This is a genomic window from Sorangium sp. So ce385, from assembly GCF_051474135.1.
In the GTDB taxonomy this organism is placed as follows: domain Bacteria; phylum Myxococcota_A; class Polyangia; order Polyangiales; family Polyangiaceae; genus Sorangium; species Sorangium cellulosum_D.
On sequence record NZ_CP150337.1, the window covers coordinates 411,009 to 436,653 of the forward strand.

The 25,645-nt window shown below is 72.8% G+C and carries 18 protein-coding genes; 11 read left to right on the forward strand and 7 right to left on the reverse strand.

What is annotated here, in order from left to right; translation table 11 throughout:
• The first annotated feature begins 815 nt into the window (after positions 1 to 815).
• On the forward strand, positions 816 to 1,343 hold the full coding sequence (locus WME83_RS01635; RefSeq protein ID WP_437317498.1) for a hypothetical protein: 528 nt from the start codon (positions 816 to 818) through the stop codon (positions 1,341 to 1,343).
• Positions 1,344 to 1,424: 81 nt separating this feature from the next.
• On the opposite strand, the gene WME83_RS01640 is transcribed toward WME83_RS01635, so the two are convergent.
• The 3 genes from WME83_RS01640 to WME83_RS01650 all read right to left on the reverse strand — a co-directional run bounded on the left by WME83_RS01640 (position 1,425) and on the right by WME83_RS01650 (position 3,870).
• Positions 1,425 to 2,639: a cytochrome P450 gene (locus WME83_RS01640; protein ID WP_437317499.1), complete on the reverse strand. Its 1,215-nt coding sequence runs from the start codon at positions 2,637 to 2,639 to the stop codon at positions 1,425 to 1,427.
• Positions 2,640 to 2,863: 224 nt separating this feature from the next.
• The gene (locus tag WME83_RS01645; protein WP_437317500.1) at positions 2,864 to 3,247 is read right to left on the reverse strand and encodes a VOC family protein; all 384 of its coding nucleotides are present in this window, start codon (positions 3,245 to 3,247) and stop codon (positions 2,864 to 2,866) included.
• Positions 3,248 to 3,393: 146 nt separating this feature from the next.
• Positions 3,394 to 3,870, reverse strand: coding sequence for a hypothetical protein (locus WME83_RS01650; RefSeq protein ID WP_437317501.1), 477 nt, complete (start codon positions 3,868 to 3,870; stop codon positions 3,394 to 3,396).
• Positions 3,871 to 4,254: 384 nt separating this feature from the next.
• On the opposite strand from WME83_RS01650, the gene WME83_RS01655 reads away from it, so the two are divergent.
• Positions 4,255 to 5,319, forward strand: coding sequence for an LLM class flavin-dependent oxidoreductase (locus WME83_RS01655; protein ID WP_437317502.1), 1,065 nt, complete (start codon positions 4,255 to 4,257; stop codon positions 5,317 to 5,319).
• 45 nt (positions 5,320 to 5,364) lie between these two features.
• Here the strand turns inward: WME83_RS01655 and WME83_RS01660 are convergent, their stop codons facing one another.
• Positions 5,365 to 5,865 (reverse strand): SgcJ/EcaC family oxidoreductase, encoded by a 501-nt coding sequence (locus WME83_RS01660; protein ID WP_437317503.1) that lies wholly within the window; start codon positions 5,863 to 5,865, stop codon positions 5,365 to 5,367.
• A 107-nt stretch (positions 5,866 to 5,972) separates the two neighbouring features.
• On the opposite strand from WME83_RS01660, the gene WME83_RS01665 reads away from it, so the two are divergent.
• Positions 5,973 to 6,572, forward strand: coding sequence for a MarR family winged helix-turn-helix transcriptional regulator (locus WME83_RS01665; protein WP_437317504.1), 600 nt, complete (start codon positions 5,973 to 5,975; stop codon positions 6,570 to 6,572).
• 37 nt (positions 6,573 to 6,609) lie between these two features.
• Here WME83_RS01665 and WME83_RS01670 read toward each other — a convergent pair whose 3' ends face one another.
• Positions 6,610 to 7,380: an SDR family NAD(P)-dependent oxidoreductase gene (locus WME83_RS01670; RefSeq protein ID WP_437317505.1), complete on the reverse strand. Its 771-nt coding sequence runs from the start codon at positions 7,378 to 7,380 to the stop codon at positions 6,610 to 6,612.
• Between the two features lie 118 nt (positions 7,381 to 7,498).
• On the opposite strand from WME83_RS01670, the gene WME83_RS01675 reads away from it, so the two are divergent.
• Together WME83_RS01675 and WME83_RS01680 are read left to right on the forward strand one after the other, a co-directional pair.
• Positions 7,499 to 8,413, forward strand: a complete 915-nt coding sequence (locus WME83_RS01675; RefSeq protein ID WP_437317506.1) for a LysR family transcriptional regulator — start codon at positions 7,499 to 7,501, stop codon at positions 8,411 to 8,413.
• Between the two features lie 279 nt (positions 8,414 to 8,692).
• Complete coding sequence (locus WME83_RS01680) at positions 8,693 to 9,745, forward strand: protein-glutamine glutaminase family protein (protein WP_437317507.1); 1,053 nt, start codon at positions 8,693 to 8,695, stop codon at positions 9,743 to 9,745.
• A 128-nt stretch (positions 9,746 to 9,873) separates the two neighbouring features.
• On the opposite strand, the gene WME83_RS01685 is transcribed toward WME83_RS01680, so the two are convergent.
• Complete coding sequence (locus WME83_RS01685) at positions 9,874 to 10,713, reverse strand: class I SAM-dependent methyltransferase (protein ID WP_437317508.1); 840 nt, start codon at positions 10,711 to 10,713, stop codon at positions 9,874 to 9,876.
• A 71-nt stretch (positions 10,714 to 10,784) separates the two neighbouring features.
• On the opposite strand from WME83_RS01685, the gene WME83_RS01690 reads away from it, so the two are divergent.
• The 6 genes from WME83_RS01690 to WME83_RS01715 all read left to right on the forward strand — a co-directional run bounded on the left by WME83_RS01690 (position 10,785) and on the right by WME83_RS01715 (position 24,544).
• Positions 10,785 to 14,774 carry a serine/threonine-protein kinase gene (locus tag WME83_RS01690; protein ID WP_437317509.1) on the forward strand — a complete coding sequence of 1,330 codons (3,990 nt, stop codon included), beginning with the start codon at positions 10,785 to 10,787 and terminating at the stop codon, positions 14,772 to 14,774.
• Positions 14,743 to 16,062, forward strand: coding sequence for a hypothetical protein (locus tag WME83_RS01695; RefSeq protein ID WP_437317510.1), 1,320 nt, complete (start codon positions 14,743 to 14,745; stop codon positions 16,060 to 16,062). Before WME83_RS01690 ends, WME83_RS01695 begins: the two co-directional genes overlap by 32 nt.
• The gene (locus tag WME83_RS01700) at positions 16,062 to 18,914 is read left to right on the forward strand and encodes an NAD(P)-binding protein (RefSeq protein ID WP_437317511.1); all 2,853 of its coding nucleotides are present in this window, start codon (positions 16,062 to 16,064) and stop codon (positions 18,912 to 18,914) included. Before WME83_RS01695 ends, WME83_RS01700 begins: the two co-directional genes overlap by 1 nt.
• Before the next feature lie 155 nt (positions 18,915 to 19,069).
• Positions 19,070 to 22,147 carry a hypothetical protein gene (locus WME83_RS01705; RefSeq protein ID WP_437317512.1) on the forward strand — a complete coding sequence of 1,026 codons (3,078 nt, stop codon included), beginning with the start codon at positions 19,070 to 19,072 and terminating at the stop codon, positions 22,145 to 22,147.
• Positions 22,147 to 22,788 (forward strand): peptidoglycan-binding protein, encoded by a 642-nt coding sequence (locus WME83_RS01710; protein WP_437317513.1) that lies wholly within the window; start codon positions 22,147 to 22,149, stop codon positions 22,786 to 22,788. Before WME83_RS01705 ends, WME83_RS01710 begins: the two co-directional genes overlap by 1 nt.
• Before the next feature lie 274 nt (positions 22,789 to 23,062).
• The gene (locus WME83_RS01715) at positions 23,063 to 24,544 is read left to right on the forward strand and encodes a ferritin-like domain-containing protein (protein ID WP_437317514.1); all 1,482 of its coding nucleotides are present in this window, start codon (positions 23,063 to 23,065) and stop codon (positions 24,542 to 24,544) included.
• 40 nt (positions 24,545 to 24,584) lie between these two features.
• On the opposite strand, the gene WME83_RS01720 is transcribed toward WME83_RS01715, so the two are convergent.
• Positions 24,585 to 25,565: a 2-dehydropantoate 2-reductase gene (locus tag WME83_RS01720; RefSeq protein ID WP_437317515.1), complete on the reverse strand. Its 981-nt coding sequence runs from the start codon at positions 25,563 to 25,565 to the stop codon at positions 24,585 to 24,587.
• Positions 25,566 to 25,645: the final 80 nt, after the last annotated feature.

The following is a 25,645-nucleotide window of genomic DNA, read 5'->3' on the forward strand; positions in this document are numbered from 1 at the left end:
AAGGCCGCGCTCCACAAACGATGTGCGCCGCGCTCACCCAGCGCCACCAAGCCCCCTGAGCGCGCATGTGTGGAGAACGGTCGACATCGCAGCATGCCGTCTCCGAAGAACTGGACGGCTGCCAAAACCGGCAACCTAGCACTTCTATGGTGTAAGCGCCACGCGCGACACCCAGGACGAAGCGAGCTCTTCAGGACGCCGACCACGCCGCTCGCGGCTTCGTACAAGGCACGTCCGGTGCTCGGCGCGCGGCGCAAGCACGCCTCGCCGCAAGGTCGACGCCAAGGCGCCCCTCGGGTCGATGCAGCGTCATCGGCCCATGGGCGCACGCGCCGAGGGAGCTTTATCCACAACGACTTCCAGAGCGTTCCTGGCGCGATGCGCCTGCTGCACCAAGCGCATGAACGCTATGCATTGGAGGCAAGCTGTCCGCCGATCCAGCATGCTGAGGCCCTGAGCGCCCTGGCAGAGGGGCGCGCCGCTCATCATTTTGCGTCATCGGTGCGCGTCGGTTGGGGCTATGGAACGGAGCGTCAGATGAAGAAGACCACGAGCTTGGGCATGCTTATCGTCGGCCTGGCCATTCAGGGCTGCGCGCCGGCGGATCGTTCGAAGGACGCTGAAGCGCGCCGGACGTCACCAACCTGGGCACGTTCCTGGCGTCGGAAGCACAATCCGACTACTTCGCCACGAAGAGCTGTCTCTGGCGGGTATGGGCGGGCGACCCGGACAACCCGGCGTACCAAAACCTGGTCCCGGTCGAGGGCAAAGCGCGCTGCGACGCCGTGTGGGGAGACGATCAGGACAGACGCGACATGTGCTACCGTACCATCGTCGTCGCGCGCGAGTGGGGGCGCTGGAGGAACAACGCCGAGCCCTACAGCGTCGATATCAGGACTCCCGACCCGACGGTCGTCTCGACGACAACCTACGGTTATCCGGCCGATCAATGCCGCTTCGACACGATGGTCGCCGGCGCGCTGTGCGACCCCGAGCGCGACGATCCCACGCAGATCCCCGGGCTCTTGCCGTCGCCCATCACCGGCCTGTACGGGCATCACAGCGTCGCCTCGGAGGACGACAGCCGACCAGCCTCGTGTCACGAGGGCTTCGGCGCTCGATCGGCGTGCTGGTTCAAGCCGAACATGCCGGAGCACGACTGCGGCAACGGTGTCGGGTGGACGCGCTGCGAAGAGGAGGCCACCGTGCTCGTCACCTGCGCGCCCCCGGACGGCGAATCTCGCCGGCATTGCAGCATGGGCTGCGTGCGCTTCGAAGATCCGGAGATCGAGGACGAGATCTACGTGTGCGCGGAGGATTTCCCGCCCGACGATGCCGGTTGAGGCATCGGGGGTTGAGCGCCCCGGCCGGCGCTCGAGGTCAGACGGCGCTGACGGCGCCCGGGGCGAGGGCGCGCCGGGCCCTCACGAGAAGCGAACGCGGAGCGAGCTCGGCCCCCGGTCCTGCAAGTTGGAGCCCGCGTAGCTCAGGGCCTCCTCGGCGAGCTCCCAGCGAGGCAGCGTGAGCAGGGCGCGGAGCGCCTCCTCGACCTCCATGCGGATGAGCGGAGCCCCCGGGCAGTAGTGAATCCCGCTCCCGAAGGTCATGTGCCGGTTCTGCTGGCGGGTGATATCGAAGCGGCGCGGCTCGGAGAACAGCGCGGGATCGAGGTTCGCCGCGGCGGTCAGGGCGAACACGAACCCCCCCTTCGCCACCCTGACCCCGCGGATCTCCGTGTCCTCGGCGCACAGGCGGTGGAGGGAGAGGACCGCCGGCTCGAAGCGCAGGCTCTCCTCGATGGCGCCCCGGAGGAGCGCGGGGTGCTGCCGCAACCTGGCGAGCTCGCCCGGGTGCTTGAGCAGCGCGACCACCGTGTTCGCGATCTGGTTCATGGACGTGACGAACCCGGCCCCGACCATCTGAAAACACTGGATGGCCGCCTCGCCCTGGAGCTCGGGGCTCTCCGCCTCCTCCGCGATGAACCGGCTCGCGACGTCGTCGCGCGGCGCTCTACGGCGCTCCTCGACGAGGCGGCTCATGTAATCGACGAGCTCGCTCGTGCTCTGCTTCACGGTCCTCTTCAGGTCCTCGGACATGACGCCTCCATCCGAGGGTTTCACGACATCGGTCGTCCAGCGGATGAACTTCGGGCGATCGGCGTCGGGGATCGAGAACATCTCGGCGAGCGTGGTGATCGCGATGACCTCGGCGAGATCCGCGACGACGTCGATCTCGCCGTCGCCGCGCGCCTTGTCGACCGCGCGCCCGGCGATGCCGGCGATCCTCGGGCGCAACGACTCGATGGCCGACGGCGAGAACCCCTTCGAGATGAGCTGCCGGAGCCGCGTATGATGGGGAGGATCCTGCGAGAAGGTGATGCGCGACCACGCGTCGAGCATCTTCGTCGAGGCCTCGTCGTCGCCGAGCAGCCCGAGCCCGCCCAGGAGCTCTCTGGCCCGGCGCGCGGTGAAGCGCGGATCCTTCACGAGCGCCTCGATGTCGGCCTGGGCGCTGACGAGGACGCACTGCATCGGCTCGAAGAAGAAGACAGGCCTCTCGGTCCTGAGCCGATCGAGGGTCGGATGCGGGTCGACGAAGAAGCTCTCGCTCGTGAGATCGATGCCGGCGTGCACGGTCATGGGATCCTCCTGCGCGTGGCGCGCGCGCGAGTCTATCCTCCCTCCGGCGCGCCGCGCCTCGACGAGGAGCAAGAGCACGCAAGCGAGCTGCCGCGCTCGCTCGCGGCCGGGCGCGGCGCCCGGCGGCGGGAGCAGCGACGACGGCGAGCCGCCCGGAGGACGCCAGAGCGGCTCACGGGGCCCGTCAGCTCACCGCAAGGGGGCAGCGCGGGCGCCGGCAGGCGTCACCGCGTCAGCATCACCAGGTTGCCGTCGGGATCGGCGACGTAGGCGATGCGCTCGCCCCAGGGCTGATCGACCGGCTCGAGCACGACGGGCACGCCGGCCGCCCGCAGCCGCTCCACCGTCGCGTCGACGTCGTCGACATAGACGCAGAGCTCGATGCGGTGCCCCGAGGCCGGTCGCTGCGGCTGCCCGTGCAGGGCAGGGCCATCCCCGAGCGCGCCCAGGCCGATCTCGGATTCGCCGAGCCGCAGCGCGACGAACGCCGCGGGCCCTGCGTCGGGGAAGCGGTACGTCTCCACGCCGCCGAGGAGCGTGCCGTAAAATTTGATGGCCCGGTCCAGGCTCTCCGTCGAGAGCATGGGAAACAGCCGCTTCACGCTCATGATGGCCCGGCACTACCAACCTGCGGCCGCGCCTGCAAGCAGCCGCGTCGACGCCCTCGCCCGCAGGCGCTCGTCACGCCATCGACCCCGGCGGGCAGCCCCTTCCGCCGACCTCGCTCCCGCCGCGGCTATCCAGCGAGGAGGCGTCACCGGCACGCGTTCGGGGCGGCGGTGCAGTCGCCGAAGGCCCCGCACACATAGGAGCGCGCGCACGTCTCGGCGTCTGCGCGAGAGTACGCCGTGACGTGATGGGTCGACCTCCCGAACGTTCCGGTGACGCAGATCGCGTACGATCGCGCCGTCCCCGCCGCGGCGAGCCGAACGCCACGGCGAAGCGCGCTCGCGGCGGCGCAGCCCAGCGCCTCCACTTCCGAGTCCGCGAAAATCACGATGTCGGGGCCCGCGCAGCGCGTGTCCGCCAATGCGGTGCCGAACGTGTAGGCGATCGGCCCGCGGCAATCGGCGAGGCTCGGCCCGTCCCTCCGGGAAGCGTCGTCGCTCACCCCGATGGCGTCGCCGCGGCCGCGCTCGCCGGAACGGTCGTTGGCCGGCGGCGAACCGCTCGGGGGGGTGACGTTGAACAGCAAGGAAGCGATCTGTAACGCCGTTGCGAGCAGGCTCATGGCACCTCACTTATCAGGCGAGCAGGGAGAGCCGTAGACCACGCAGCGCCGCCCTCCTGTCGCATTCACGGGCTGGATGCCCGCGCCGCATCGAGCAATCTGCGGACCAGCCGGCGCTGCGGCGGAATCGGTTCGGCATGTCCACGGACGGCGGGGGGGCGGGCGGTCGCTGCGCGCTTGCGCGCTTGCGCGATCGCGCAAGCGCTGGATCTGCGAGAGCGCTGCTCGCCGGGCCGCGCCGCTCGCCCGTTCAGCCTGCGCGCTCCCGGTCGGAGGACAGGCGCCCCCTTTCCGTGCAGCGTGCACGCACCTACGCACGACGCGTCACGACGCCCGGGCTTCAGGAGGGCGAGCAGCGGCCCTGTCCTTGCACGAGGGCCGGGCATGAGGTTCGGCATCTATCAGCTGGTCTCCTGCGCCGAGGGCCAGGACGTGCACCAGCGCTATCGGGACACGTTCGCCTCGTCCCTGGCCGCGGACGAGCTGGGATACGAGTCGATCTGGCCGGTCGAGCACCACTTCGATCCGCGCGTGTCGGTGCTCTCGTGCCCGACGCTGTTTCTCGCGGCGGTCGCGTCGCGCACGAGCCGCCTGCGGCTCGGCACGGGCATCGTGCAGCTGCCGTTGACCCACCCGCTGCGCGCGGCCGAGGAGCTGGCGACGCTGGACGTGCTCAGCGAAGGGCGCGTGGAAGCGGGCGTGGGCCGCGGCGTGCACCCGGCGCACTTCGCGGGCTTCGGCGTGCCCATCGCCGAGAGCCGCGCGCGCTTCGAGGAGGGCGTGGCGCTGCTGCTGCGGGCCTTTCGCGAGGAGCGCGTCTCGTTCCGGGGGCGGCACTTCGACGTCGCCGGCGTGCAGATCGTGCCGCGCCCGGTGCAGGCGCGAGGCCCGACGGTGCGCGTGGCGGCCAACTCGATGGAGACCGCGGTGTTCGCCGGGAGGATGGGGCTGCCGGTCTTGACGGCCTCGCACGTGACGCCGTTCCCCAAGCTGGAGGGGCTCCTGGGTGCGTACCGCGAGGCGCGCCGCGAAGCGGGCCACGCGCCGCCGGCGCCGGACGACATCTCCGTGGTGATGCCGCTCTTCGTGGCCGAGGACCGCGCCGCGATCGAGCGCCAGCTCGCCCCGGGCGTCGCGAGCTACGTCGCGATGGTGTCGTCGGCGCTCGCGCCGCAGGTGGCGTCGGCCTCCGTGCCGGCGGAGCGCGAGCGCTTGCAGGCGCTCCTCGCCGGGATGCGCGCCACCACGCTCGCGAGCCTCGACGCGTCGATGGGCGTCTTCGACACGCCGGAGGGGTGCGTGGAGCGCCTGCGCGCGCTGGCCGCGCGCTTCGGCATGGGGCGTATCATCGCCTGGTTCAACTTCGGCGAGGTGCTGCCGCACGCCGAGGTCATGCGCGCGATGGCGCTGTTCGCGGCGCGGGTCATGCCGGCGTTGCAGGGCGCGTAGACGGCGCGCGTCATGCCGCGCGCGGTGGGGCGCTTCGCCGGGCGCTCAGGCCGCGAGGGCCTCGGGGTGGCGCCGTCGCCAAAGGGCGAGGCGCCAGCGCATCACGGCCGCGAAGAGGCGCATGGACAGGCTGTCGGACGGGGGCAGGGGCCGCACCCGGGTGTTCTGGAACGAGGACACCCGCCAGCGCCCGTCGTCGCCCCGCACCACCACCAGCGTCTGCCGCGACCGCCGGCTCGGGGGCGCCGCCTTCTGCCAGGGCCACAGCACCGCGCCGGTGCTGACGACCACGGCCGCATCCGGGCCGAGGAAGCGCACGCTCTCGATCTCGCCGACCAGGCGCGTGCCGGCGAGCACGCCGGCGAAGAGCTCCTCGTGCACCCGGCGGTTCGCCTCGCGGCCGCGCAGCCACGAGCCGTCGAACGTCACGTAGTCGGAGTCGGGGGTGTACAACGCGTCGACGGCGCTCGCGCCCTCGCGCGCCCACGCCTCGCACAGGGCCTCGAACAGACGCCGAATGGCCGCCTCGTCGGTCGAACGATCCATGGGAGCTCTCCTTGTCAAGTAACTCTCTTAGTAAGTAAGATAGTTAGCGTGGATTGTCAAGCCGGCGGCGGCTCGGGTAGAGTGCCGGCGGGACGAGGCGAGAGGCGATGGCCGCGAGACGGGCGAGCGCGAAGGAGGTGAGCGAGCTGATCGACAGCCTGGGCGACCGGCTGGGCCGCGAGCTGAGCACGCAGTCGGTGCTCCTTCACCAGGCGATCGCCGAGCGCCTCGGGCTGAAGGGCACGGACCACAAGTACCTCGACGTCCTCCGGCGGGCGGCGGAGGCGGGGCCGGTCACGCCGGGCGACCTGGTGCAGCTCACCGGGCTGACGTCGGGCGGGGTGACGGGGGTGCTCGATCGGCTGGAGGCGGCGGGGTTCGTGCGCCGCGTGAAGCACCCGAGCGACAGGCGGCAGCTGGTGGTCGAGCCGGTGGTCGAGCGTTACGCCGAGATCGGCGCGCTCTTCGCGCCGTTCCGCGAGCGCTGGGCGGTGCTCTGCTCGCGCTACTCGCTCGACGAGCTGCGGCTCATCTGCGACTTCTTCGAGCAGGCGACCTCGCTGATGGCCGAGGAGATCGCCCGCATGCAGCGCCCGGCCGCGCCCGAAGCCCCCCCGGCGAGCGCCGCGCCGTGCGCGGGCGCGCGCGCCGAGATGGGCGCGCGCGCCGAGAGGGGCGCGAAGGCGCGTCCGCGCCGGATTTCCTGAAGGGGCGGCGCCTCCCGCCGCCCCTCCAGGGCGCGCCTTAGAGCATCATGCCGCCGGACGCCTCGATGCGCTGGCCGGTGATCCAGTGGCTCTCGGGCGAGAGGAGCACGGCGACCACGCCGCCGATGTCGTCGGGGAGGCCGACCCGGCCGAGGGCGGTCTGGGCGGCGATCATCTTGTTCAGCTCGGCGTTGTCGCGCACGGCGCCGCCGCCGAAGTCGGTCTCGATCGCGCCCGGGGCGAGCACGTTGACCGAGATCTTCCGCGGCCCGAGCTCCTTCGCCAGGTAGCGGGTGAGCACCTCCACGCCGCCCTTCATCGCGGCGTAAGCGGCGTACCCGGGGAAGGTGAACCGCGCGAGCCCCGACGAGACGTTGAGGATCCGCCCCCCGTCCGCGATGAGCGGCAGGAGCTTCTGCGTGAGGAAGAACGTCCCCTTCAGGTGGACGCTCACGAGCGCGTCGAACTGCTCCTCCGTCGTCTCGGCGAAGCTCGCGTGGACGCCGATGCCGGCGTTGTTCACCAGGACATCGAGGCGATCGCGCCCGAAGCGGCCGGCGAGCTCCGCCTTCACCGCCTCGGCGAACGCGCCGAAGCCGCGCGTGTCGGCGACGTCGAGCGCGAGGGCCGCCGCCTTGCCCCCCTTGGCCTCGATCTGCTTCACCACGTCCGCCGCCTCGGCCGCGCCGCCGCGGTAGGTGACGATGACGCCCACGCCGCGATCGGCGAGGTGGAGCGCCATGCTCTTTCCCAGCCCGCGGCTCCCGCCAGTGACGAGGGCGACGGGGCTCTGCTTCGATGTGCTCATGGTCGGGTCCTTTCGGTGGAGACGCGGCCGCTCGCCGCTGTCTGCGGTAGTGAATAGCGACCCGATCCCGGTTGAGAAAGGCCCGGGGTTCCGACACACTGTTTCGCCAGCCGAAACAATGAGCGTCGACCTCGAATCGCTGAAGATCTTCGTGAAGGTGGCCGAGCTCGGGAGCTTCACGCGCGCGGGCGAGCACCTCGGCATGCCCAAGGCGCGCGTGTCGCTGCGGCTCTCGGCCCTCGAGGCCGAGCTCGGCACCCGGCTCCTCCAGCGCTCGACCCGCGTCGTGCGCCTCACGCCCGACGGCGAGGAGCTCCTCCCGCGGGCGCGGCGCCTCGCGCTCGAGGCCGACGAGGTCGGCGCGATGTTCCAGGCGGCGAGGGCCCTGCGCGGGCGCGTGCGGATCGATCTGCCGGTGCGCTTCGCGTGCGACGTCATCATCCCGCGCCTGCCCGAGCTGCTCGCGCGCCACCCGGGGCTCGAGGTGCTCCTCAGCACGACCGATCGGCGCGTCGAGCCGCTCCGCGAGGGCTTCGACTGCGTCCTGCGCATCGGCGCCCCGGGAGACCCGGGGCTCGTCGGCCGCAGGCTCGGCGCCCTGCGGATGGCGAACTGCGCGAGCCCGTCGTACTTGCGCGAGCACGGTACGCCTCGCCGGCTCGAGGATCTCGATCGGCACCTCGTCGTCCATTACGCGTCGACGCTCGGCGCCGACGCGCCGTCGTTCGAGTATCCTCACGAGGGCGGGTATCGCGAGCGGCCGATGCGCAGCGTGGTGACGGTCAACAGCGCCGACGCCTACCTCGCGGCGTGCGCGGCGGGGCTCGGCATCATCCAGGCGCCGCGGGCGGGGAGGATCGGAAGCAGCCTCGCCGCAGGCGCGCTCGTCGAGGTCCTGCCCGCCTTCACCTGCGCGCCCATGCCGGTCTCGCTCCTCCACACGCACGGCAGGAGCGTGCCGCGCCGCGTGCGCGCGGTGATGAGCTGGATCGCCGAGGTGCTCTCTCCGCACGTCGACGCGCTCGACCGCTGACCCGGGCAGCCGCGCTGGAGCGAGCTCGACCACGCGTGTTCGAGCGAGCTCGCCCGATCGGCGTCGATCGTCGCGGCCGAGGGGCGCGCGCAGCAGGAAAACGACGCGGTCGGGGCGATTCGCGCGAAGGACGACCGAGGTTGCCCGCATTCACCCGGATAACCGTCCTGTCCCCCAGGGGAGCCAGGCTCTCGTGGCGGTTCGTGTCGCGCATGCAGGGAGAATGAATCGATGAGACCGTCGTATCTTGCCTTGACGAAATTGTTCTGTGTCGCGGCAATGGCCCTCGCCCCCGTGGCCTGCGGCGGCGACGAAGGCGCCGATGCCGCGCCGGATCTCGACATCGAGCGATCCGACGGGACGGCGCCGCTCGAGGGAAGCGGGAGTTGCCCGCTGCTGGACGGTGCACACTCGTACAACGAGCTGAAGGGCCCGCTCGCGAACGTGCCGGTCGACTGCGTGCCCAGCTGGACCGAGGCGCAGCTGAGCGCCGGGTTCGCCCTGATCCGCGACACGCGGTTCGAGGAGCTCACCGTGCCGTCCCAGCCCGGCTTTCCGCGGCGGATCCCCTGGCTCGACCCCGAGAACGGTTGCGAGGAGCGGGCCCCGGCGGCGACCTACTTCCTCCACGAGGCGAATTACCCGACGCCCTGGTATGCCAGGGTGACCGGGAATCTGACCTTGCAGACCGAGAACGAGCCGGACGGAGAGGTGTCGTGGAGCCACCACGTCGCGCCCGTGGTCCGGGTCGGCGGACAGCTCATGATCCTCGACCCCGCCATCGAGCCGGCGGGGCCTCTCCCGATCGCGCAGTGGATCTCTCGCTTCGCCCCCGGCTCGTTCGCGACGGCGGTGTGCCGCGACCACGCCGAAGGGAACGGCTGCTTCGACGCGGTGCCCGCGGCGCCGTCGCTCCCCAGCATGGCGTCCGATTACGAAGGGATCCGCCTGCGGCTGGTCTCCGAATGGCGCGTTCAGGAGCTGCTCGGGCGCGATCCGTACCGCTCCCTCGGCGACTGCCCGCCGTGGGTCACCACCTGCCCCCCCGAGCCCGCGCCCAACCCGAACCTGCCGCCGAGCATCCTGCGGTTCGCGTCGGACCGGACCGACATGCCCGTCTGGTATCCCATCTACGTCATCGGCGACAACTTCGTCCCGGGCTTGACGACCGTGCGCATCACCGGGAACGGCATCGACGTGCTGGCCCCCATCTCCCAGATCAACAAGCGCAGGATCCTGATCGAGGAGGAGTATCCGTTCGGCGTCTATCAGGTGACGGCGTCGAACGGCGCGCACACCAGCCAGCCCGCGTCCCTGACGATCGCGTGGTGATCCGGAGGACCAGGCACGCGCGCCGGCGCCCGGCGCGCGTGCCGCCGTCCGAGCGCGACGCCCGGCCGGGCGCAGGCGCGGCGGCGGCGCGCTGACGCGGGCCTTCCGAGGCGAGGCGCTCGCCGCGGCTACGCGGACGCGATGGTGACGCCGATCCCCGGCAGCGCCTCGATCCAGAAGACCGACGAGAAGCCCGCCTCGAGGAAGAGGCGCTGGAACTCCTCGCCCGTCCGGTGCCGGACGAAGCCGGGATCGGCGAGCATCGAGATCGGGCGCGCCAGCTCGACGAACCACGCCGGGCCGGCGTCGGCGACGAACGCCTTCCCGCCGGGCGCGAGCGCGCCGCGGAACGCCCGGGCGGCGGCCGCGCCGTCCGGATAGTGGTGGAACGACAGGCAGCAGACGATCGCGTCGAAGTACCCCGCGAACGCCGCCGGCGGCCGCGCCACGTCGGCCTGGAAGAACGCCATGTTGCCGCAGCCCGCGCGCCGCGCGCCCTCGTGGGCCTGCTCGAGCATCCCCCGCGACAGATCGGCCGCGACGACCTCCCCCTCCGGCACGAGCCGCGACAGCCGGATCGCCGCCTGCCCCGTCCCGGCGGACGGATCGAGGATCCGGGCGCTCGGCGCGAGGTAGGGCCGCATCAGCGCCACCGTCTCGTCCACGATGGGATCCGAGAACGGCCGCACCACGGCCTCGTACAGGTGGGCCACGTCGTCGAACGCCCGCACGCTCTCGTAGCCCTCCGGCTCGCCGGGCAGCAGCACCGGCTGCGCGTGACGCAGCGAGAGCTCCGGCCCGCCGCCCCGCGGCGCGCCGGCCTCCGGCCGCTCGCCGAGCGTCGCCGGCCGGTAGAGGCCCAGCCGGCGGAGCGCCAGCGCCGGCTGGAACACGTGCAGGTTCCACGAGAGGAGCGCCATCGCCAGGCTGTGGTTCAAGAGGTGCCGCTCTAGGCTCGGCGCGACCATCGATTTTCCTGCCACCCTGCCCGCGCGACTGCGTGGACGTCCGCTTCTCCTCTATACTCTCCGACCCGCGGATGACGAGCAAGAGCGCCTCGTTCCTGGGCACCGGGCGTTTCGAGCTCCGAGCCCACCTCGGCCACGGCGGGATGGGGACCGTCTACCGCGTCCACGACCGCGAGCTCGGCCAGGACGTGGCGCTCAAGATGATGCACCAGCCGGGGCCGGAGCAGGTGCTCCGCCTGAAGAGCGAGTTCCGCGCGCTCGCCGGCGTGACGCACCCGAACCTCCTCCAGCTGCACGAGCTCTTCGTCGACGACGAGCGCTGCTTCTTCACGATGGAGCTCGTCGAGGGGAAGGACCTGCTCCGCTGGATCCGCGACGATCTCGGCATCCCCGGGGCCGCCGTCCAGGCGCCGACCGCCGAGCGCGCGACGGCCACCATGACCCTGACCCCGGCCACCCCCGCGCCCGGCGGCGAGACGACCGCCAGCGCGGCGGGGAAGACGCCGCCGCTCGCGCCGCGCCCTTCGTCGAGCGCGGCGGGCGCGCCGCCGGCGCCCGGCGCGCTGGACGACGCGCGCGGCGCGCCGTTCGCGGGGCCCGTCCCCGAGCACGCCTGGGCGCGCCTGCGCGAAGGGCTCGCCGGGCTCGTCCGGGGGCTGCACGCCCTGCACGCGTCCGGCCGCGTCCACCGCGACGTCAAGCCCGCGAACGTCCTCGTCTCCGCGGGCGATCGGATCACGCTCCTCGACTTCGGGCTGGTCACGGCGTTCCGCGGCGCGAGCGAGCGTCCGCCGGGCGAGATCGCCGGCACCCCGGCGTACATGGCGCCCGAGCAGGTCCTCCGCGGCTCGATCACGCGGGCGGCGGACCTCTACGCGGTCGGGGTCATCCTCTACGAGGCGCTCACCGGCGTGCTCCCGTTCCGCGGGGCGGTGGACATGATCCTCTACCAGAAGGTCCACTACGCGCCGAAGCCCGCGCTCGCCCTCGCCCCCGACGCGCCCGAGGACCTCCTCGAGCTCGCGATGGCCCTCCTCGCCGCGGATCCCGAGCGGCGCCCGGGCGCGGAGGCGTGCCTCGCCGTGCTCGCGCGAGAGCAGGGCGGCGCCGCGGCCGCCCGCGCCGCGGAGGCCGCGCCGGGGCCGCCGTTCGTCGGGCGGGCCGCCGAGATGGCGGCGATCGCGCGGGCGCTCGACGAGGTCGCCGGAGCGCGGCGGCAGATCACGGTGCACGTCCACGGCCCCTCGGGGATCGGCAAATCGGCGATGGTGCGCGAGCTCCTCGAGGTCCAGCGGCGCGCGGGCGACCTCCTCGTGCTGCAGGGGCGCTGCCACCCGGCGGAGAGCCTGCCCTACAAGGCGCTCGACGCGGCGATCGACGGCCTCGCCGCCCACCTCGAGACGCTCTCCGCCGAGGCGCTCTCGGCCCTCGTGCCCGCCGGGGCCCGCGCGCTGACCCAGCTCTTCCCCGTGCTCGCGCAGTTCCCCGCGTTCCTCGCCGGCCCCGAGCCCGCCGCCCAGCCCGACCCGATCGCCCTCCAGCAGCAGGGCGCCGCGGCCCTGCGCGACCTCCTGGACCGCCTCGCGGCGACGCGCCTCCTCGTGCTGTGGCTCGACGACGTGCAGTGGGGCGACGTCGACTCGGCGCCGCTGCTCGACCAGCTCACCCGCGCGCCGGCGCCGCCGCTCCTGCTCCTGCTCACGTACCGCAGCGACGAGCGGCAGCGGAGCCCGCTCCTGCGGCACCTGCTCGAGGGCGCCGAGGGCGGCGGCGGGGCGACGCGAACGATCGAGCTCGGCGCGCTCGCCGTGGACGACGTCGCGGCGCTCGCGCGGGCGATCCTCGGCGCGGACGGCGCCCGGCGCGCGGGGCAGATCGACGCCGTCGTCGCGCAGGCCGAGGGCAACCCGTTCATCGCGGCCGAGCTGGCGCGCTACCTCGGCGCGCGCGCCGCCGAGGGCGGCGCCGGGGACGAGCGCGCGCCCCTCGACGTGGCGGCGCTCGTGATGGCGCGCGTCCGCGCGCTCGACCCCGGGTCGCAGCGCCTCCTCGAGATCGCCGCCGTCGCGGGCAAGCCGCTCGAGCGCGGCGTCGCGCTCGCGGCCGCGGGGCTCGACGAGCGGCAGCGGCCCCTCGTCGCCCGGCTCCGCGACGCGAACCTCCTGCGCGAGATCGCGGGCGACGGCGCGAGCGGCGTGGCGATCTACCACGACCGGATCCGCGAGGCGCTCCTCGCGGCCCTGCCGGCCGAGCCGCGCGCCGGCAGGCACCGCGCCATCGCGGAGGCGCTCGAGGCGCAGGGGGCGCGCGACCCCGAGGCGCTCGCGTACCACTGGGAGGGCGCGGGCGAGCCGCGGAGGGCAGGGGAGCACGCGCTCCGCGCCGCCGACCGCGCGGCGGCCGCGCTCGCCTTCGAGCACGCCGCCGTCCTCTACGAGAAGGGGCTCGCGCTCTCGGGCGACGCGGCCGGGCGCGCGGACATCCTCGAGAAGCTCGGCGACGCGCTCGTGAACCTGGGCCGCGCGCCCGAGGCGGCGGAGCGTTACCTCGAGGCCGCCGCGCACGTCGGCGGCCCGCCCGCGGCGGAGCGGGTGCTGGCGCTGCGGCGGCGCGCGGCCGAGCAGCACCTCAAGGCGGGGTTCATCGACGCGGGGTGGCGCGGGATGCGGAGCACGCTGGAGGCGCTCCGCGTGCCGATCCCGGGCTCGTTCGCCGGCGCGCTCGCCGCCGCGTCGTGGCGGCGCCTCGCCTTCCTGCTCGGGCGCTTCGACGCGCGGCGGCGGGCCTTCCCCGCGGCGCTGCCGGCCGCGGAGCGCCCGCGGCTCGACGCGCTGTGGACCGCCTCGACGAGCATGTCGATGCTGAGCCCCCACCTCGCCGACGCCTTCCGGATGCAGCACCTCCGGCGGGTGCTGAAGGTCGGCGACGCCTCCACCGTCTGCCGCGCGCTCGCGTACGAGGCCTCGATGGAGTCGCACCTCGGCGGCGCCCTGCTCGACCGCAGCGTCGAGGCGCTGCTCGAGCAGGTGAGCGCGCTCGTGGCCCGCACGCGGGATCCCTACGACCAGGCGTGGCGCGAGCTGACCCTCGCCAACGTGGCGTTCACCCGCGGGGAGTGGCGGAGGACGGCGGAGGCGTGCCGGCGCGCGGACACGCTCTTCCGCGAGCGCTGCCCCGGCACGGCGTGGGAGCGCGTCACCGTGGCGATCTTCCACCACTTCGCCCTGGCCTGGCTCGGCGAGCTGCGCGAGCTGCTCCCGCGCCTGTCGGAGCTCGCGGGCGACGCGCGCCGCCGCGGCGACATGCACGCGCTCTGCGAGGCGCACGTGGGCGAGCCGATGCTCGCGTGGCTCGCCGCCGATCGCGGCGACGAGGCGCAGGCCAGCGCGGCGGCGGCGCTCGGCCGCCAGGCGTCGCGGTCGCGCCGCTGGCCCGAGCACGGCTACCGGCGCCAGGAGTACGCCGCCATGATCGCGTCGGGCTACGCGGCGCTCTACCGGGGCGACCCGTGGGCGGCGTGGGCGGCGGTGCTCGATCACTGGCCGCGCCTCGAAGCGTCGTTCCTGCTGCCGCTGCGCGGGACGGGCCTCGAGCTGCGCTGGACGCGGGCGCGCGCCGCGCTCGCGGCGGCGGCCACGCGCTCGCGCCCGGCCGGCGCCCTCGCGGGGTGGACCGAGCGGGCGCTGCTCGACGACGCGCGCGCGCAGATCCGCCGCATCGAGCGGGATCCGCTCGCGGCCGGCGCGCCGATCGGGCAGCTGCTCCGCGCCGGGATCGCGCGCGTAGAGGGGCGCGCCGGCAAGGCGGCGCGCGCGCTCGAGGCCGCGATCGCGGAGTTCGATCGGCTGGAGATGGCGCTGCACCGCGAGGCGGCGCGGCTCGCGCTGGGGCAGCTCGCGGGGGGCAGCGCCGGGGCCGCGCAGGTCCGGCGCGCCGAGGCGTGGATGGCGGGGCAGGGGGTGGTGCGGCCGCGGGCGCTCGCGGCGGCCGTGGCGCCGGGGCTCGATCTCTCACCGGAAGGAAGGACCCATGCAGCAGCGACACACCGATCCGCGCCGTAGGCCCGTGCCGGCGCCCGTGCACCTCTTCGACGGCGGCGAGGGGCGCGCGCCGGAGGCCGCGCCCGCGCCGCGCCCGGGGGCGCCCGCTCCTCCCGCGCTGGAGCGGGCGCTCGGCGCCTTCCGGAGCGACGGCGTGAAGGCGCGGGCGGCCAGCTTCGCGGCCGACCTCGAGCCGCCCAGGCTCCGCCGCGCGTTCAACGATCCGGACCTCTTCCCGGACGAGGGCGGCGCGCCGGACGACCCCCAGGCGATCGCCGGCCTCCTCCTCGACCGGGCGCGGGACGGCGGCCGCCTCGCCCGCGCCTTCGAGCACGGCGCCTACCGCCGCTTCGACGCGTCCGCGGGCGAGGCGTGGGCGCGCGCCGTCGCCGAGCACCTGACGGGCGTCCCGATCGCGGACCCTGCCCGCGTCTACGCCGAGGGGCGGCCGGCGATCGCCCGGGCGCTGTTCATCGAGGGCCGGGTGCCGCTCGCGGCGCTGTCCGAGGACGCGGTGACGGCGGCCCTGTGCGTGGGCGGCTGGGACGGCGGCAGGCACGGCGACATCGGGCGCGGCCTCGTGGGCCTCGAGCGCTGCCGGGAGCTCGGCGAGGCCATCGCGCCGGCCGACGCGCCGGAGCTGCTCCTCCCCTTCCGGGAGTGGGGCGGCGCCCTCTGGGATCGCGTCGCGCCGGGCGCCTGCCTCTTCTGGGCGGGCTCGGCGGCCGGCGCGGGGCGCGTCGCGCTGGTCCTCCGCAAGCACGACGACGGCGAGCAGCGCGCGCTGCAGCTCTGGGGCACCCCCGGCCTGGACGAGGTGCGGCAGGACGATCCCGCCGAGCCCGAGGCGCTCGTCGAGGGGGCGCTGTGGACGCGCTTCCCCGACCCGCTCGAGACCGAGACCGAGTCGCTCCGCTTCTGCGGCGTCGGGCTCCTGCCCGATCTCGGCGCCGTGCGCTCCGACCTTCGCCCGCGCGGGCGCGCTCGGCTGATCCTCCGGCGCAGGTCGGACGGGGAGCTCCTCTACCGCTCGGCGTGGCTCTCGATGGAGGCCGAGGGGCTCTCGATCGCCCGGCTCCTCGGCTCGCTGCGCGGCGGCCCGGCCGCGGCCGAGATCGAGGCCGTCTGGCGCGTCCACTCCCTGTGCCTGACGCCCACGCCCGACGTCCCCGACAGCCAGTTCCTGCTCGAGTGCGCGTCCACCAAGCGGGGCCGCGTCGAGCTCCGCGTGGGGCCGGGACGCGGCGCCGGCGCGCTCGCGGACGAGCCCGGCGCGTACCTCCACGGCGGCGGAAAGGCGGCGTTCTGATGAGCGGCGGGAGCGATGCGGGCCGGCGGCCCACCGTGAACGTCTTCGGCGCCGGGATCGCCGGGCTGACGGTCGCGCACGAGCTCGCGGAGCGAGGCTTCGTGGTGCGCGTCATCGAGCAGGACACCTGCCTCGACCGGCACGGCCGTCGCCGGATCGCCATGGGCGGCGTGGCGCGGACGCAGTACGCGATCGGCCGGCAGGCGCGGCCGGTCGGGGCCGAGGGGCCCTGGTCGGCGCGGTTCTGCCGCAGCGACGTCGACGGGATGAGCGCCGTCGCCGAGGCGCGCGACCTGCGCCTCGTCCCCATCCACGTCCCGTTCGCGCGCGGGCGCCACGACGCGCCCGGCGGCGAGACGCGCGCCGACGTCGAGGCGCGCGTGCGCGCCCTGCTCGCCTACCTCCGCGGCAAGGACGTCGACTTCCGGCTGGAGATCACCGGCTACGCCGACGCCCACGACGACGCGCCGCCGCCCGGCCCCGGCTCGCGGCCGCTGACCAACCCCGAGGAGCACCGCGAGCTCTGCGTCGAGCGGGCCGAGGCGGCGCGCGCGCTGATCGCCGCCGCCGCGGGCGGCGCCGCGTGCACGATCGCGGCCAGCAGGCAGGGCGAGCGGGCGCCGCGGCGCTCGGACGGCGCGGCGCCGGACCACAACCGCTGGGCCGTCGTCGAGGTCTGCTTCACGGTGCTCCCGGGCGAGCACGGCTTTCGCTTCTTCCCCTCGTATTACAACCACGTCTTCGACACGATGCGCCGGATCCCGCTCCTCGACGAGGACGGGAACGAGAGCGGCAGGACCGTTTACGACAACGTGGTGCCCACCCCGAACCAGGGCATCGTCAGCGGCGGGCTCAGCCCGCTCATCATGCCGCGCTCGCCGCCCGGCTCGGATCACGAGCGCGCCGAGCGCCTCGCGGCGCTCCGCACCATGGGCTACACGGCGGCGGATCTCACGCAGCTCATGCTGCGCGTCCTGCGGTACATGTGCACCTCCGCCGGGCGGCGGGCGCTGGAGATGGAGCGCATCTCGTGGTGGGAGTACCTCGAGGGGTACGATCCCGCGACCGGCGCCCGGCTCTACCATTACAGCGAGCGCTTCGAGCGGGACGCCAAGACGCAATCGCGCGTCCTCGCCTCGTTCGACGCGGTGTGGGGCGACGCGCGGACGTGCGGGAACACGTACGTGCAGCTCTTTTACAACTGGGTCCGCACGCTGCCCAAGGTCGACGGCACGCTGAGCGGCCCGACGAGCGAGGCGTGGCTCGATCCCTGGAGGGCCTACCTGGAGCGCCGCCTCGGGGTGCAGTTCATCCTCGGCGGGCTGGAGCGCCTCGAGCTCGAGGGCGGCGAGATCGTGCCCCACGGCTTCCTGATCCGCCTCGCCACCGGGGAGCGGGCCGAGGGGGACGACCTCACGCCGCGCGAGCGGGAGCTCGCCGAGGCCCTCCGGGGCGCCGATTACCACGTGGTCGCCACCGACGCGTGCTCGGCGGAGGCGGTCACCGAGCCGCTGCGCCGGGCCGGGGTCGCCGCGGGCGTCCCGAGGGATCTCGGCGGCTTCACCACGAAGGTCCGGCCGGCGCCGCCCGAGGAGGGCGAGGGGTCGCCGCGGCCGGCGGCCGGCGCGGGGCACGCGTTCGGGGTGACGGCCTGGGATCGCTTCCAGACGATGTCGGGTCTCCAGTTCTTCTTTACCCAGGAGCTGAAGATCAACAATGGATATGTCTATTACAGCCAGGCGCCCTGGGGATTGACCTCGATCAACAGCGCGCAGTTCTGGCGGCGCCGCCCCACGCTCGAGCGCGACGGGTTCGTCTCGCTGCTCAGCATCGATCTCTGCGACTGGAACACCCGGGCGCGGGAGGGCGCGGCGGCCGGGAGGAGCGCGGCCGAGTGCGGCCCGGTGGAGATCGCCGAGCAGGTCTTCGCGCAGATCGTGGCCGAGATGCGCCCGGCGGGCGCGACGGCCGAGGCGCCGATCTACGATCCTCCGGCGCCGACCTGGTTTTACCTCGACGAGTACCTCGAGTTCGACGATCGCGGCGTGTTCACGCGCGCGCGGGTCCCGTACCTCGTGCCGATCAAGGCCGATTTCCAGCGCCGCCCCGGCCCGCCGCCGTGGGATCCGACCCCGCGGGTGGTGAGCCCGCCGCCGGCGAAGGCGCCGGACGCGGCGCTGTGGCAGGCGCCCCACGGCGGCTATCTCGTGCACTGGGGCAAGCTGGTCTTCGCCGGTGTGTACCTGAAGACCTTCACCCGCATGTCGACCATGGAGGCGGCGAACGAGTCCGGGCGCCACGCCGTCAACGCGATCCTCGACCACCTGCGGCTCGTGAAGGCGCCCGCGACGGGGGCCGCGGCGGGGGCGCCGGCCACGCCAGGCGCGCCTGCCGGGGCGCCGGCGACGTCGGGCGTCCCCGCGGGCGGGCCGGCGCCGGCGCCGGGCGGGGGCTACGCCGGCGCCGCGTCCCAGGCGGCGCGCCACATGCGATCGGAGGTCTTCTACCGCTCCACCCCGGCCGGCGATTACTGCGCGATCTGGGACATGGAGCACTGGGAGCTGCCCGAGTTCGCGCTGGCCAAGCAGTACGACGCGTGGTGCCTGGAGCGCGGCCTCCCGCACCCGTGGGATCTCCTCGGCATCGAGCGGATCCCGTCGCTCGTCTCCAAGCTCGCCCATTCGGCCGGGGCGCAGGCGGGCGCCGGACCGGCCGGGGCCGGCGGCGCGTCGCTCGACGCGCTGCTCGAGGGGACGCTGCGGATGGCATACCCGTGGGGCGGGGCGGACGCCGTGCTGGAGATGCTGCGGGGGATCCGAAAGGCGGTGGAGGAGGGGAGCAAGCAGGCCTGAGCGCGCCAGCAGCGAGCAACGTCCAAAACGCCAGTATCTGTCAGGAGGATTCGCGACGTCGAGCCTCGGTCGAGAGAAGCGCGGTCCTGCGATCGCGTCAGCGTTCTGTGATCCCGTGAACCCATCGTGAGCAACATCGGAGCGATAGGATTGCCATGAACGTCATCGACGAGCCGCTGTGCCCCAAGTGCGAGACGCTCACCGCGTTCTACGGCTGCTTCTCTTGCCAGGGGCGGACCCAATGCCGTCGCTGCTTCGCCTGCACCAACCCGGGCTGCGCGCGGAACGCGCACGAGCGTCACATGCACGAGAGTGAACGCCTCGTCGGGTTCGACTTCGGCTCTTCGTGGCTGTACCCGCAGGTGCCGAACGTGCAGGAGCAATGGCTCGATTGGAGCTCCTGGTCGATCAAGTTCGATTCGACGAGCACGGAGACCCCGACCAAGGAGGACCCGCCCTCCAGCAAGAGCAAGAGGCCGCGCGCCAAGGAGGGGGCGACCTTCGATCCGAACAAGAGATTCAAGCCGGATCCCAAGCTGCTCAAGGTCGCCAAGGCGGGCAGAGGGCACCCGAAGAAGCTGTCCGACAACACGCGAAAGCTCGCTCCCCTCAGCCTCGGCGTGGCGACGTGGAACCTCAACCACATCAACCAGGCGGAGGAGAAGACCAGCACCATCGCCTGGATCTTCATGCGCCACCTCTGGATCGACGTCCTGGCCCTCCAGGAGGTGAACCTCGCCGGGAGAGACGTGCTCGAGAAAGACGCGTTCGTGGCCACGCTGGAGGAGAGGGGCCTCGAGTGCCGCTTCGGCCCGCTCATGCGATCGTTCTCCGCGGTCGGCCCCGAGATCGAGGTCGACGACGAGGAGGACGACGAGGGGAGCACGAAGGGCGAGGACGACGAGACGGACAACGAGGGCGAAGACGACGACGGCTCCCCCGAAGAGGACGCCCCCGAGTCCTACGATCGCGGCGCCGTGAGAGAGGAGACATGGTCCATCTGGGGGAAGGACCTCAAGGTCCGCGTGACCGGCGAGGGCGAGGGCGTGAAGCTCCGCGAGGTGGAAGTGGACATGGGGTGGTTCAAGACCTGGAAGAGCGTGCGGCTCGGCCAGCCGGAGTACTACCCCGTCGTCGTGCGATCCCGCATGTTCAGGAAGGCTCGCGAAGACGACGCCTGGGCGTCCTACGACGGCGAGCGCCTGGCGCCCAAGGTCCATTACTGGGCAAAGAAACCCTGCGCCCTCAAGCTGTGCGAGATCCCAGCCGAAGAGTCCCTGCCCGTCGTGGAGAGGCTCCCTCAGAAGAAACCATCGAAGGACGGCTCCGTCCACCTGCCCGTGGCGCTGCTGAAGGAGCTGAACCTGCAGCTCAACAGGAACGGAGGGGCGCCCGTGCGGACCAACGCCGGCACCTACGTCCGCTCGATCAAGAGCACCGCTCGCTCCAGAGGCGCGCCCTGGGTCCGCAAATGGGTCTTCACGCTCGACCAGCACCCCGAGGTCCAGCTGTTGCTCGTGCAGATGAAGCCCGCGGACGCCTTGAAGAAGGTGATCGCCGATTACAAGAAGACGAACAAAACGGCCAAGCCGGACAAGAAGCTCGTTCGCCAGTTCAAGAACTACGAGAAGGCGTGCCGGCAGCTCGACGCCCAGCCCGAAGGGCAGCTCGTCGCCTACCTGCAAACGCGCTTCTGGCCAGCCTACTGCCGGCCCGTCGTCGTACACGACCTGGAGCTCCTCGAGCCGAAGGGCGAGAAGGTCTCCGTCGGCGTCGTCCACACGACACCCGCTGGACACGGGCTCAAGCGGCAGGGAGAGTACGAGCAGCTCGAAGGGATGTTCGCCTATGTCGGCAAGGCGGGCGGGCACTGGGTGCTCGCCGGCGACTACTACCTCGATCCCGAATCGACGGTGGTCAAGTCGACCAAGCTGAACCATTGCAAGAGCCAGCTCTTCGAGTCCCATCTGGCCAAGGCGAACCTCGACCTCGCGATCTCGGTCTCGGCGACGAACCAGACCCGTTTGAAGGGGAACGCCCAGAACATCCAGGACCGCACGACCCGGATGATCGTCGCGAAGCAGGAGGACGGGAAGTCGGGGGAGCGGAGGGTCGTCGTCCTCAACAAGCGCGCGGACTTCTTCGCGCACTCGAGGACGTTCGCCTTCCGGCAGGCGGGGATCGTCGCCCCGGGCGGCGGCCTCCTGCCGCTCGACTTCGACCATCGCGCGTTGAACTGGTGGTCGGACATCAGCGATCATTGCCCGGTGGGCGCCCTCCTCTGCACCGGGGACCGCCCCCAATCCTGGCGCCGGTTCGAGGTCCAAAAATTACCGAAGAACTTCAGGTCGAAGATCGAGGAAGCCTGCGAGAAGGTGGCGTGCATGCGGAGGGACGCGGTTCGAGGGATCAGCCAGTCGCTGGCCGACCTCTGCGCGCTCGCGAAGCAGCGCAAAGGGAAGAGCGACGACTGGACCGTATGCCTCAAGAGCTTCTGTGTCCTCCTCTCGTGCGTGCTCAAGGATCCCGATCTGTCGGATCTCGCGCCCAAGGTGCCGGAAGCGGACTATGAAGCGTTCGCCAGGGAGTCCAAGGGGCTGACCGGCGAGTCCCTGCTGCTGTGGCTCTCGTACTGCCACGACGTCCGACGTCCGACCGACGAGCGGCTCAAGAACTTCATGATCGCTCGATTGAAGGCCGATCCCATCGACGCGGGGCTGAGGGCCGTGCTCGAGCTCGGCCCCGCCCCCGTGAAGGCGGAGAAGAAGAACAAGAAGGCGAAGAACGTCGGCCCGACGAGCATGGAGCTCGATGAAAAGGAGCCGTCGGACGAAGATCTCCGCCAGGTGGGCCTCGGGTGGATCGACAGGGGTCCGGAGTCCGAAGCTCCGTGGGATCGACGAGCCCGGGGGTATCTCCTCGATTGCTGGGTGGCGGGGAAGCCCGAAGGCTTCGAGAAGCTCGTCGGCGAGGACATGGAGCTTTGCAACCGCGTCCACAAGGCCAACCGCTACCTGCACCTCCTCAATTACGTCCTCGGCGATCTCGATCTGGAGGACGAGGACGAGACGTACGGCTCGATCAAGCCGAGGGACGAGGAGAGCCGCTTCGAGCCGATTCCATACGTCGAGGTCGGCGAGTTCCAGGCGCGGCTCCTCCGATCGAACGACAATTCGAAGGTGGTCTCGAGAGGCGAGGGGGAGACGGGCTCGAAGGACAAGGAGAATTCGTGATGGGCTTCAAGCACGTCGTGAGGCCAGGCGAGTGTCTGTCGAGCATCGCTTTTCGTTATGGGTTCTACCCCGATACGCTCTGGAACCTGCCCGAGAACGCGGCCCTCCGCGAGAAGCGGTCGAACCCCAGCGCCCTCTCGCCGACCGAAGACGTCGTCTTCATCCCCGACAAGCGCTTGAAGCTCGAAGCGCGGCCCACGGGCGCTCGTCACACGTTCCGGCGCCGCGGCGTGCCCGAAGAGCTGCGGCTCCGGTTCCTGGACGCGAAGTCCGAGCCGCGCGCCGGCGTCCCCTACGTGCTCGAGATCGACGGCGCCACGTTCGAGGGCGAGACGGACGGCGACGGCTTCATCGTCGTGCCCATCTCACCCGCCGCGGCGAGGGGACGGCTCCTCCTGGGCACCGGCGAGGACCAGGAAGAGATGGCGCTCTCGCTCGGCCATCTTCCGCCCCTCGATACGGCGGAAGGGCCGCTGGTGCGGCTCGTGAGCCTCGGTTATCTGGAGACCGAAGAGCAGGGCCGGGAGGAGGGCCTCCTCCGGATCGCGCTGGAAGACTTCCAGAGCGACCACGGCCTGCCGGTGACGGGAGAGGCCGACGGAGCGACGCTCGCAAAGCTCGCCTCCGCGCACGGCTCGTAGCCGGGCGATCCCGAAAGCGCATCGCCGCGCAGGACGGCGGCGGCGCGACGAGCAGCTCTTCGATGGGCTGGTCGTCGAGGAGCCGATGCGCGCGGACGGGCACGACGCGGCTGTTCAGGTGCTCACGGAGCGGCGTCATCCTTGGTGGCATCCGGCGTGCATCGACGCGGTGTGGGGGGCCATGGGTCGAGCCAGGGTCGGGCACCGGCAAACCGCGACCGCCCGGCGCTCACGGCCCTCACGCTCACGGCGAACCCGCACAAGAAGGTCATTCATGCTTAAGCCAAGCTCGATTCATCGTGGTTTTCTCGTCGCCGCGTTCGCGCCGTTGCGCGCCTCGATCTGGGCCGCCCTGGGCCTCACGGCGTCCGCGTGCGGCGGCCACGTCACGGTGGACCCCGCGAGCGGCGGCGGCGAAGGCGGCGGCGCGACCAGCTCGACCGGCACGGCGGACCCCTCGGTCCCGTGCGACGGCGCGGTGCCGCTGCCCCAGCCGAACGGGGCGTACAGCGGCTATGCCAGGTGCCCTGATGGCACGATTCACCGCGTCGAGGCCGTCGCCTGCGAGAGCTCGTTGCCGGCGTGCCAGGGCGTCGAGGACGAGATCTCGTGCAAGACCGACGCTGACTGCGCGCAGAAGCCCGGGGGGAAATGCGGATCGTATCGTGTCGACAACTTCGACGGCCCGGTGTGGCACTGCGGCTGCGTGTATCCCTGCGCCACGGACCAGGACTGCGACCCCGGCGAGGCCTGCGTGTGCCCCGGCGTCTTGCCGAGCGGTGCTCTGTTTCCGACGTGCGTGTCCGCGAGCTGCCGCACCAACGGCGATTGCGCGAGCGGCGAGTGCGGCGTCTCCTTGTACGACGACGGGTGCGGATACGAGCTGGATCTCGCCTGCCGCGCCCCCGGCGACGCCTGCCGCACCGCGGCCGACTGCAGGGCCGGAGACGAGCAGTGCGTTGCGCCTGACGGCGAGGGCGCGTGGGCGTGCGAGCCGCCGAGCTGCGCCATCGGCCGGCCGCTGGCCGTCGAGGGCCGAGCGCGCACCGCCGGCGGCGCGGCGCGCTCCGACTGGACCTCTGCCTCGCTCACCCCCGAGACCGCGGGGCTCCGCGGCGACGTGCGCGCCGCGCTCGCCGCGCACTGGCGCGACGTCGCCGCGCTCGAGCACGCGTCGATCGCGAGCTTCGCGCGGTTCTCGCTGGAGCTGCTCGCGCTCGGCGCGCCGCCGGCCCTGCTCGCCGGCGCGCAGCAGGCGGCGATGGACGAGGTCGCCCACGCGCGCGCCGCGTACACGCTCGCGAGCGCGTACGCCGGCGCCGCGCTCGGCCCGGGGCCGCTCGACGTGACCGGCGTCGCCCCGGCCACCTCGGCCGCGGCGATCGTGGCGGCGCTGGTCGAGGAGGCGTGCGTCGGCGAGACGGTCGGCGCCGCCGAGGCGCGCGCGCTCGCCGGGCTCGTGCGCGATCCGGCGCTCGCCGGGACGTACGCGCGCATCGCGGAGGACGAGGGGCGGCACGCGGAGCTGGGGTGGCGCGCGCTCGCCTGGCTGCTGCGCGGCGCCGGCGACGAGCTGCGGGCGGTGGCGGCGAGCGCCTTCGAGCGCGCCGTCGCGCGGATGAGCGCCGATCCGGACGTCGCGCCGGGCGCCGTCGCCCCCGAGCACGGCCTGCTGTCGCGCGAGATGATGGGCGCGCTGCGGCGGCAGGCGCTCGCCGAGGTGGTCGAGCCGTGCCGCCGCGCGCTGCTCGGGTAGCGCGGCGGCGCGCCGGGAACGAGCGGGCTTCGCTCAAGGATTATTCGGCGACGAGGCCGCGCGTGCGGCCGCACAGGCGCACCAGCCCGAGCAAGCCGTCGATGGTCGGCGTGGGCACGCCGGTCAGCTTGCCGATCTCATGCACCACGGTCACCAGCGCGTCGATCTCCAGCGGCTTGCCGGCCTCCGCGTCCTGCAGCATCGATGTCTTGAACGCGCCGAGCTTGCGCGTGACCTCCATCCGGTCTTCTCCGCTCTGCGCGATGGGGCAACCGATCCTCGCGCCGATCGCCGCCGCTTCCTCCATCGCCTTGAGACAGAAGCCGCGCACCAGCGGATCATCGAGGATGCGGTCGCACGTCGCGCCGGTGAGCACCGACACCGGGTTCATCGTCATGTTGCCCCACAGCTTGTACCAGATGTCCGTCCGGATATCGGCGCTCGCCTCGGCGTCGAAGCCGGCGCGCTGCAGCAGCGTGACCAGCGCGGCGACGCGGTCCGAGCGTCCGCCGGCCGGCTCGCCGAGGAGCAGGCGATTGCCGAGGCCGACGCGCACGAGCCCAGGCTCCGGGCTGGAGCCCGACAGATGCACGACGCAGCCGATCACCTGGCGGAGCGGGATGGCGCGCGGCAGGACGCCGCCCGGGTCGAGCGACCGGAGCCGGGCGCCGGCATAGGGCACGTTCTCGGGCGCGAAGAACCACCACGGCACGCCGTTCATCGCGGGGACGACGATCGTGTCCGGGCGGAGCAGCGGCGCGATCCGCGCAGCGACGTCGGTCAGCGCGGTGGCCTTGACCGCGATGATCACGACGTCCTGCGCGCCGAGCGCGGCCGGATCCGGCGCAGCGCGGATCGGCACGCGGGTGGTCTCTCCCTGGGTTTGCAGCAACAACCCGCGTCGCTGCACGGCGGCGAGGTTCTCTCCGCGCGCGACGGCGCTGACGTCGCAGCCGACCGCGGCCAGCCGGGCGCCGAGCAGCCCGCCGATGGCTCCGAGACCGTAAACGGCGATCTTCATGATGTCCCGGCATCATACCCCTCGCTCGGCCCTTCGTTCCGAGCTCCGGGAGGACGGCGGTGATCCTCGCGCCGCCGGGC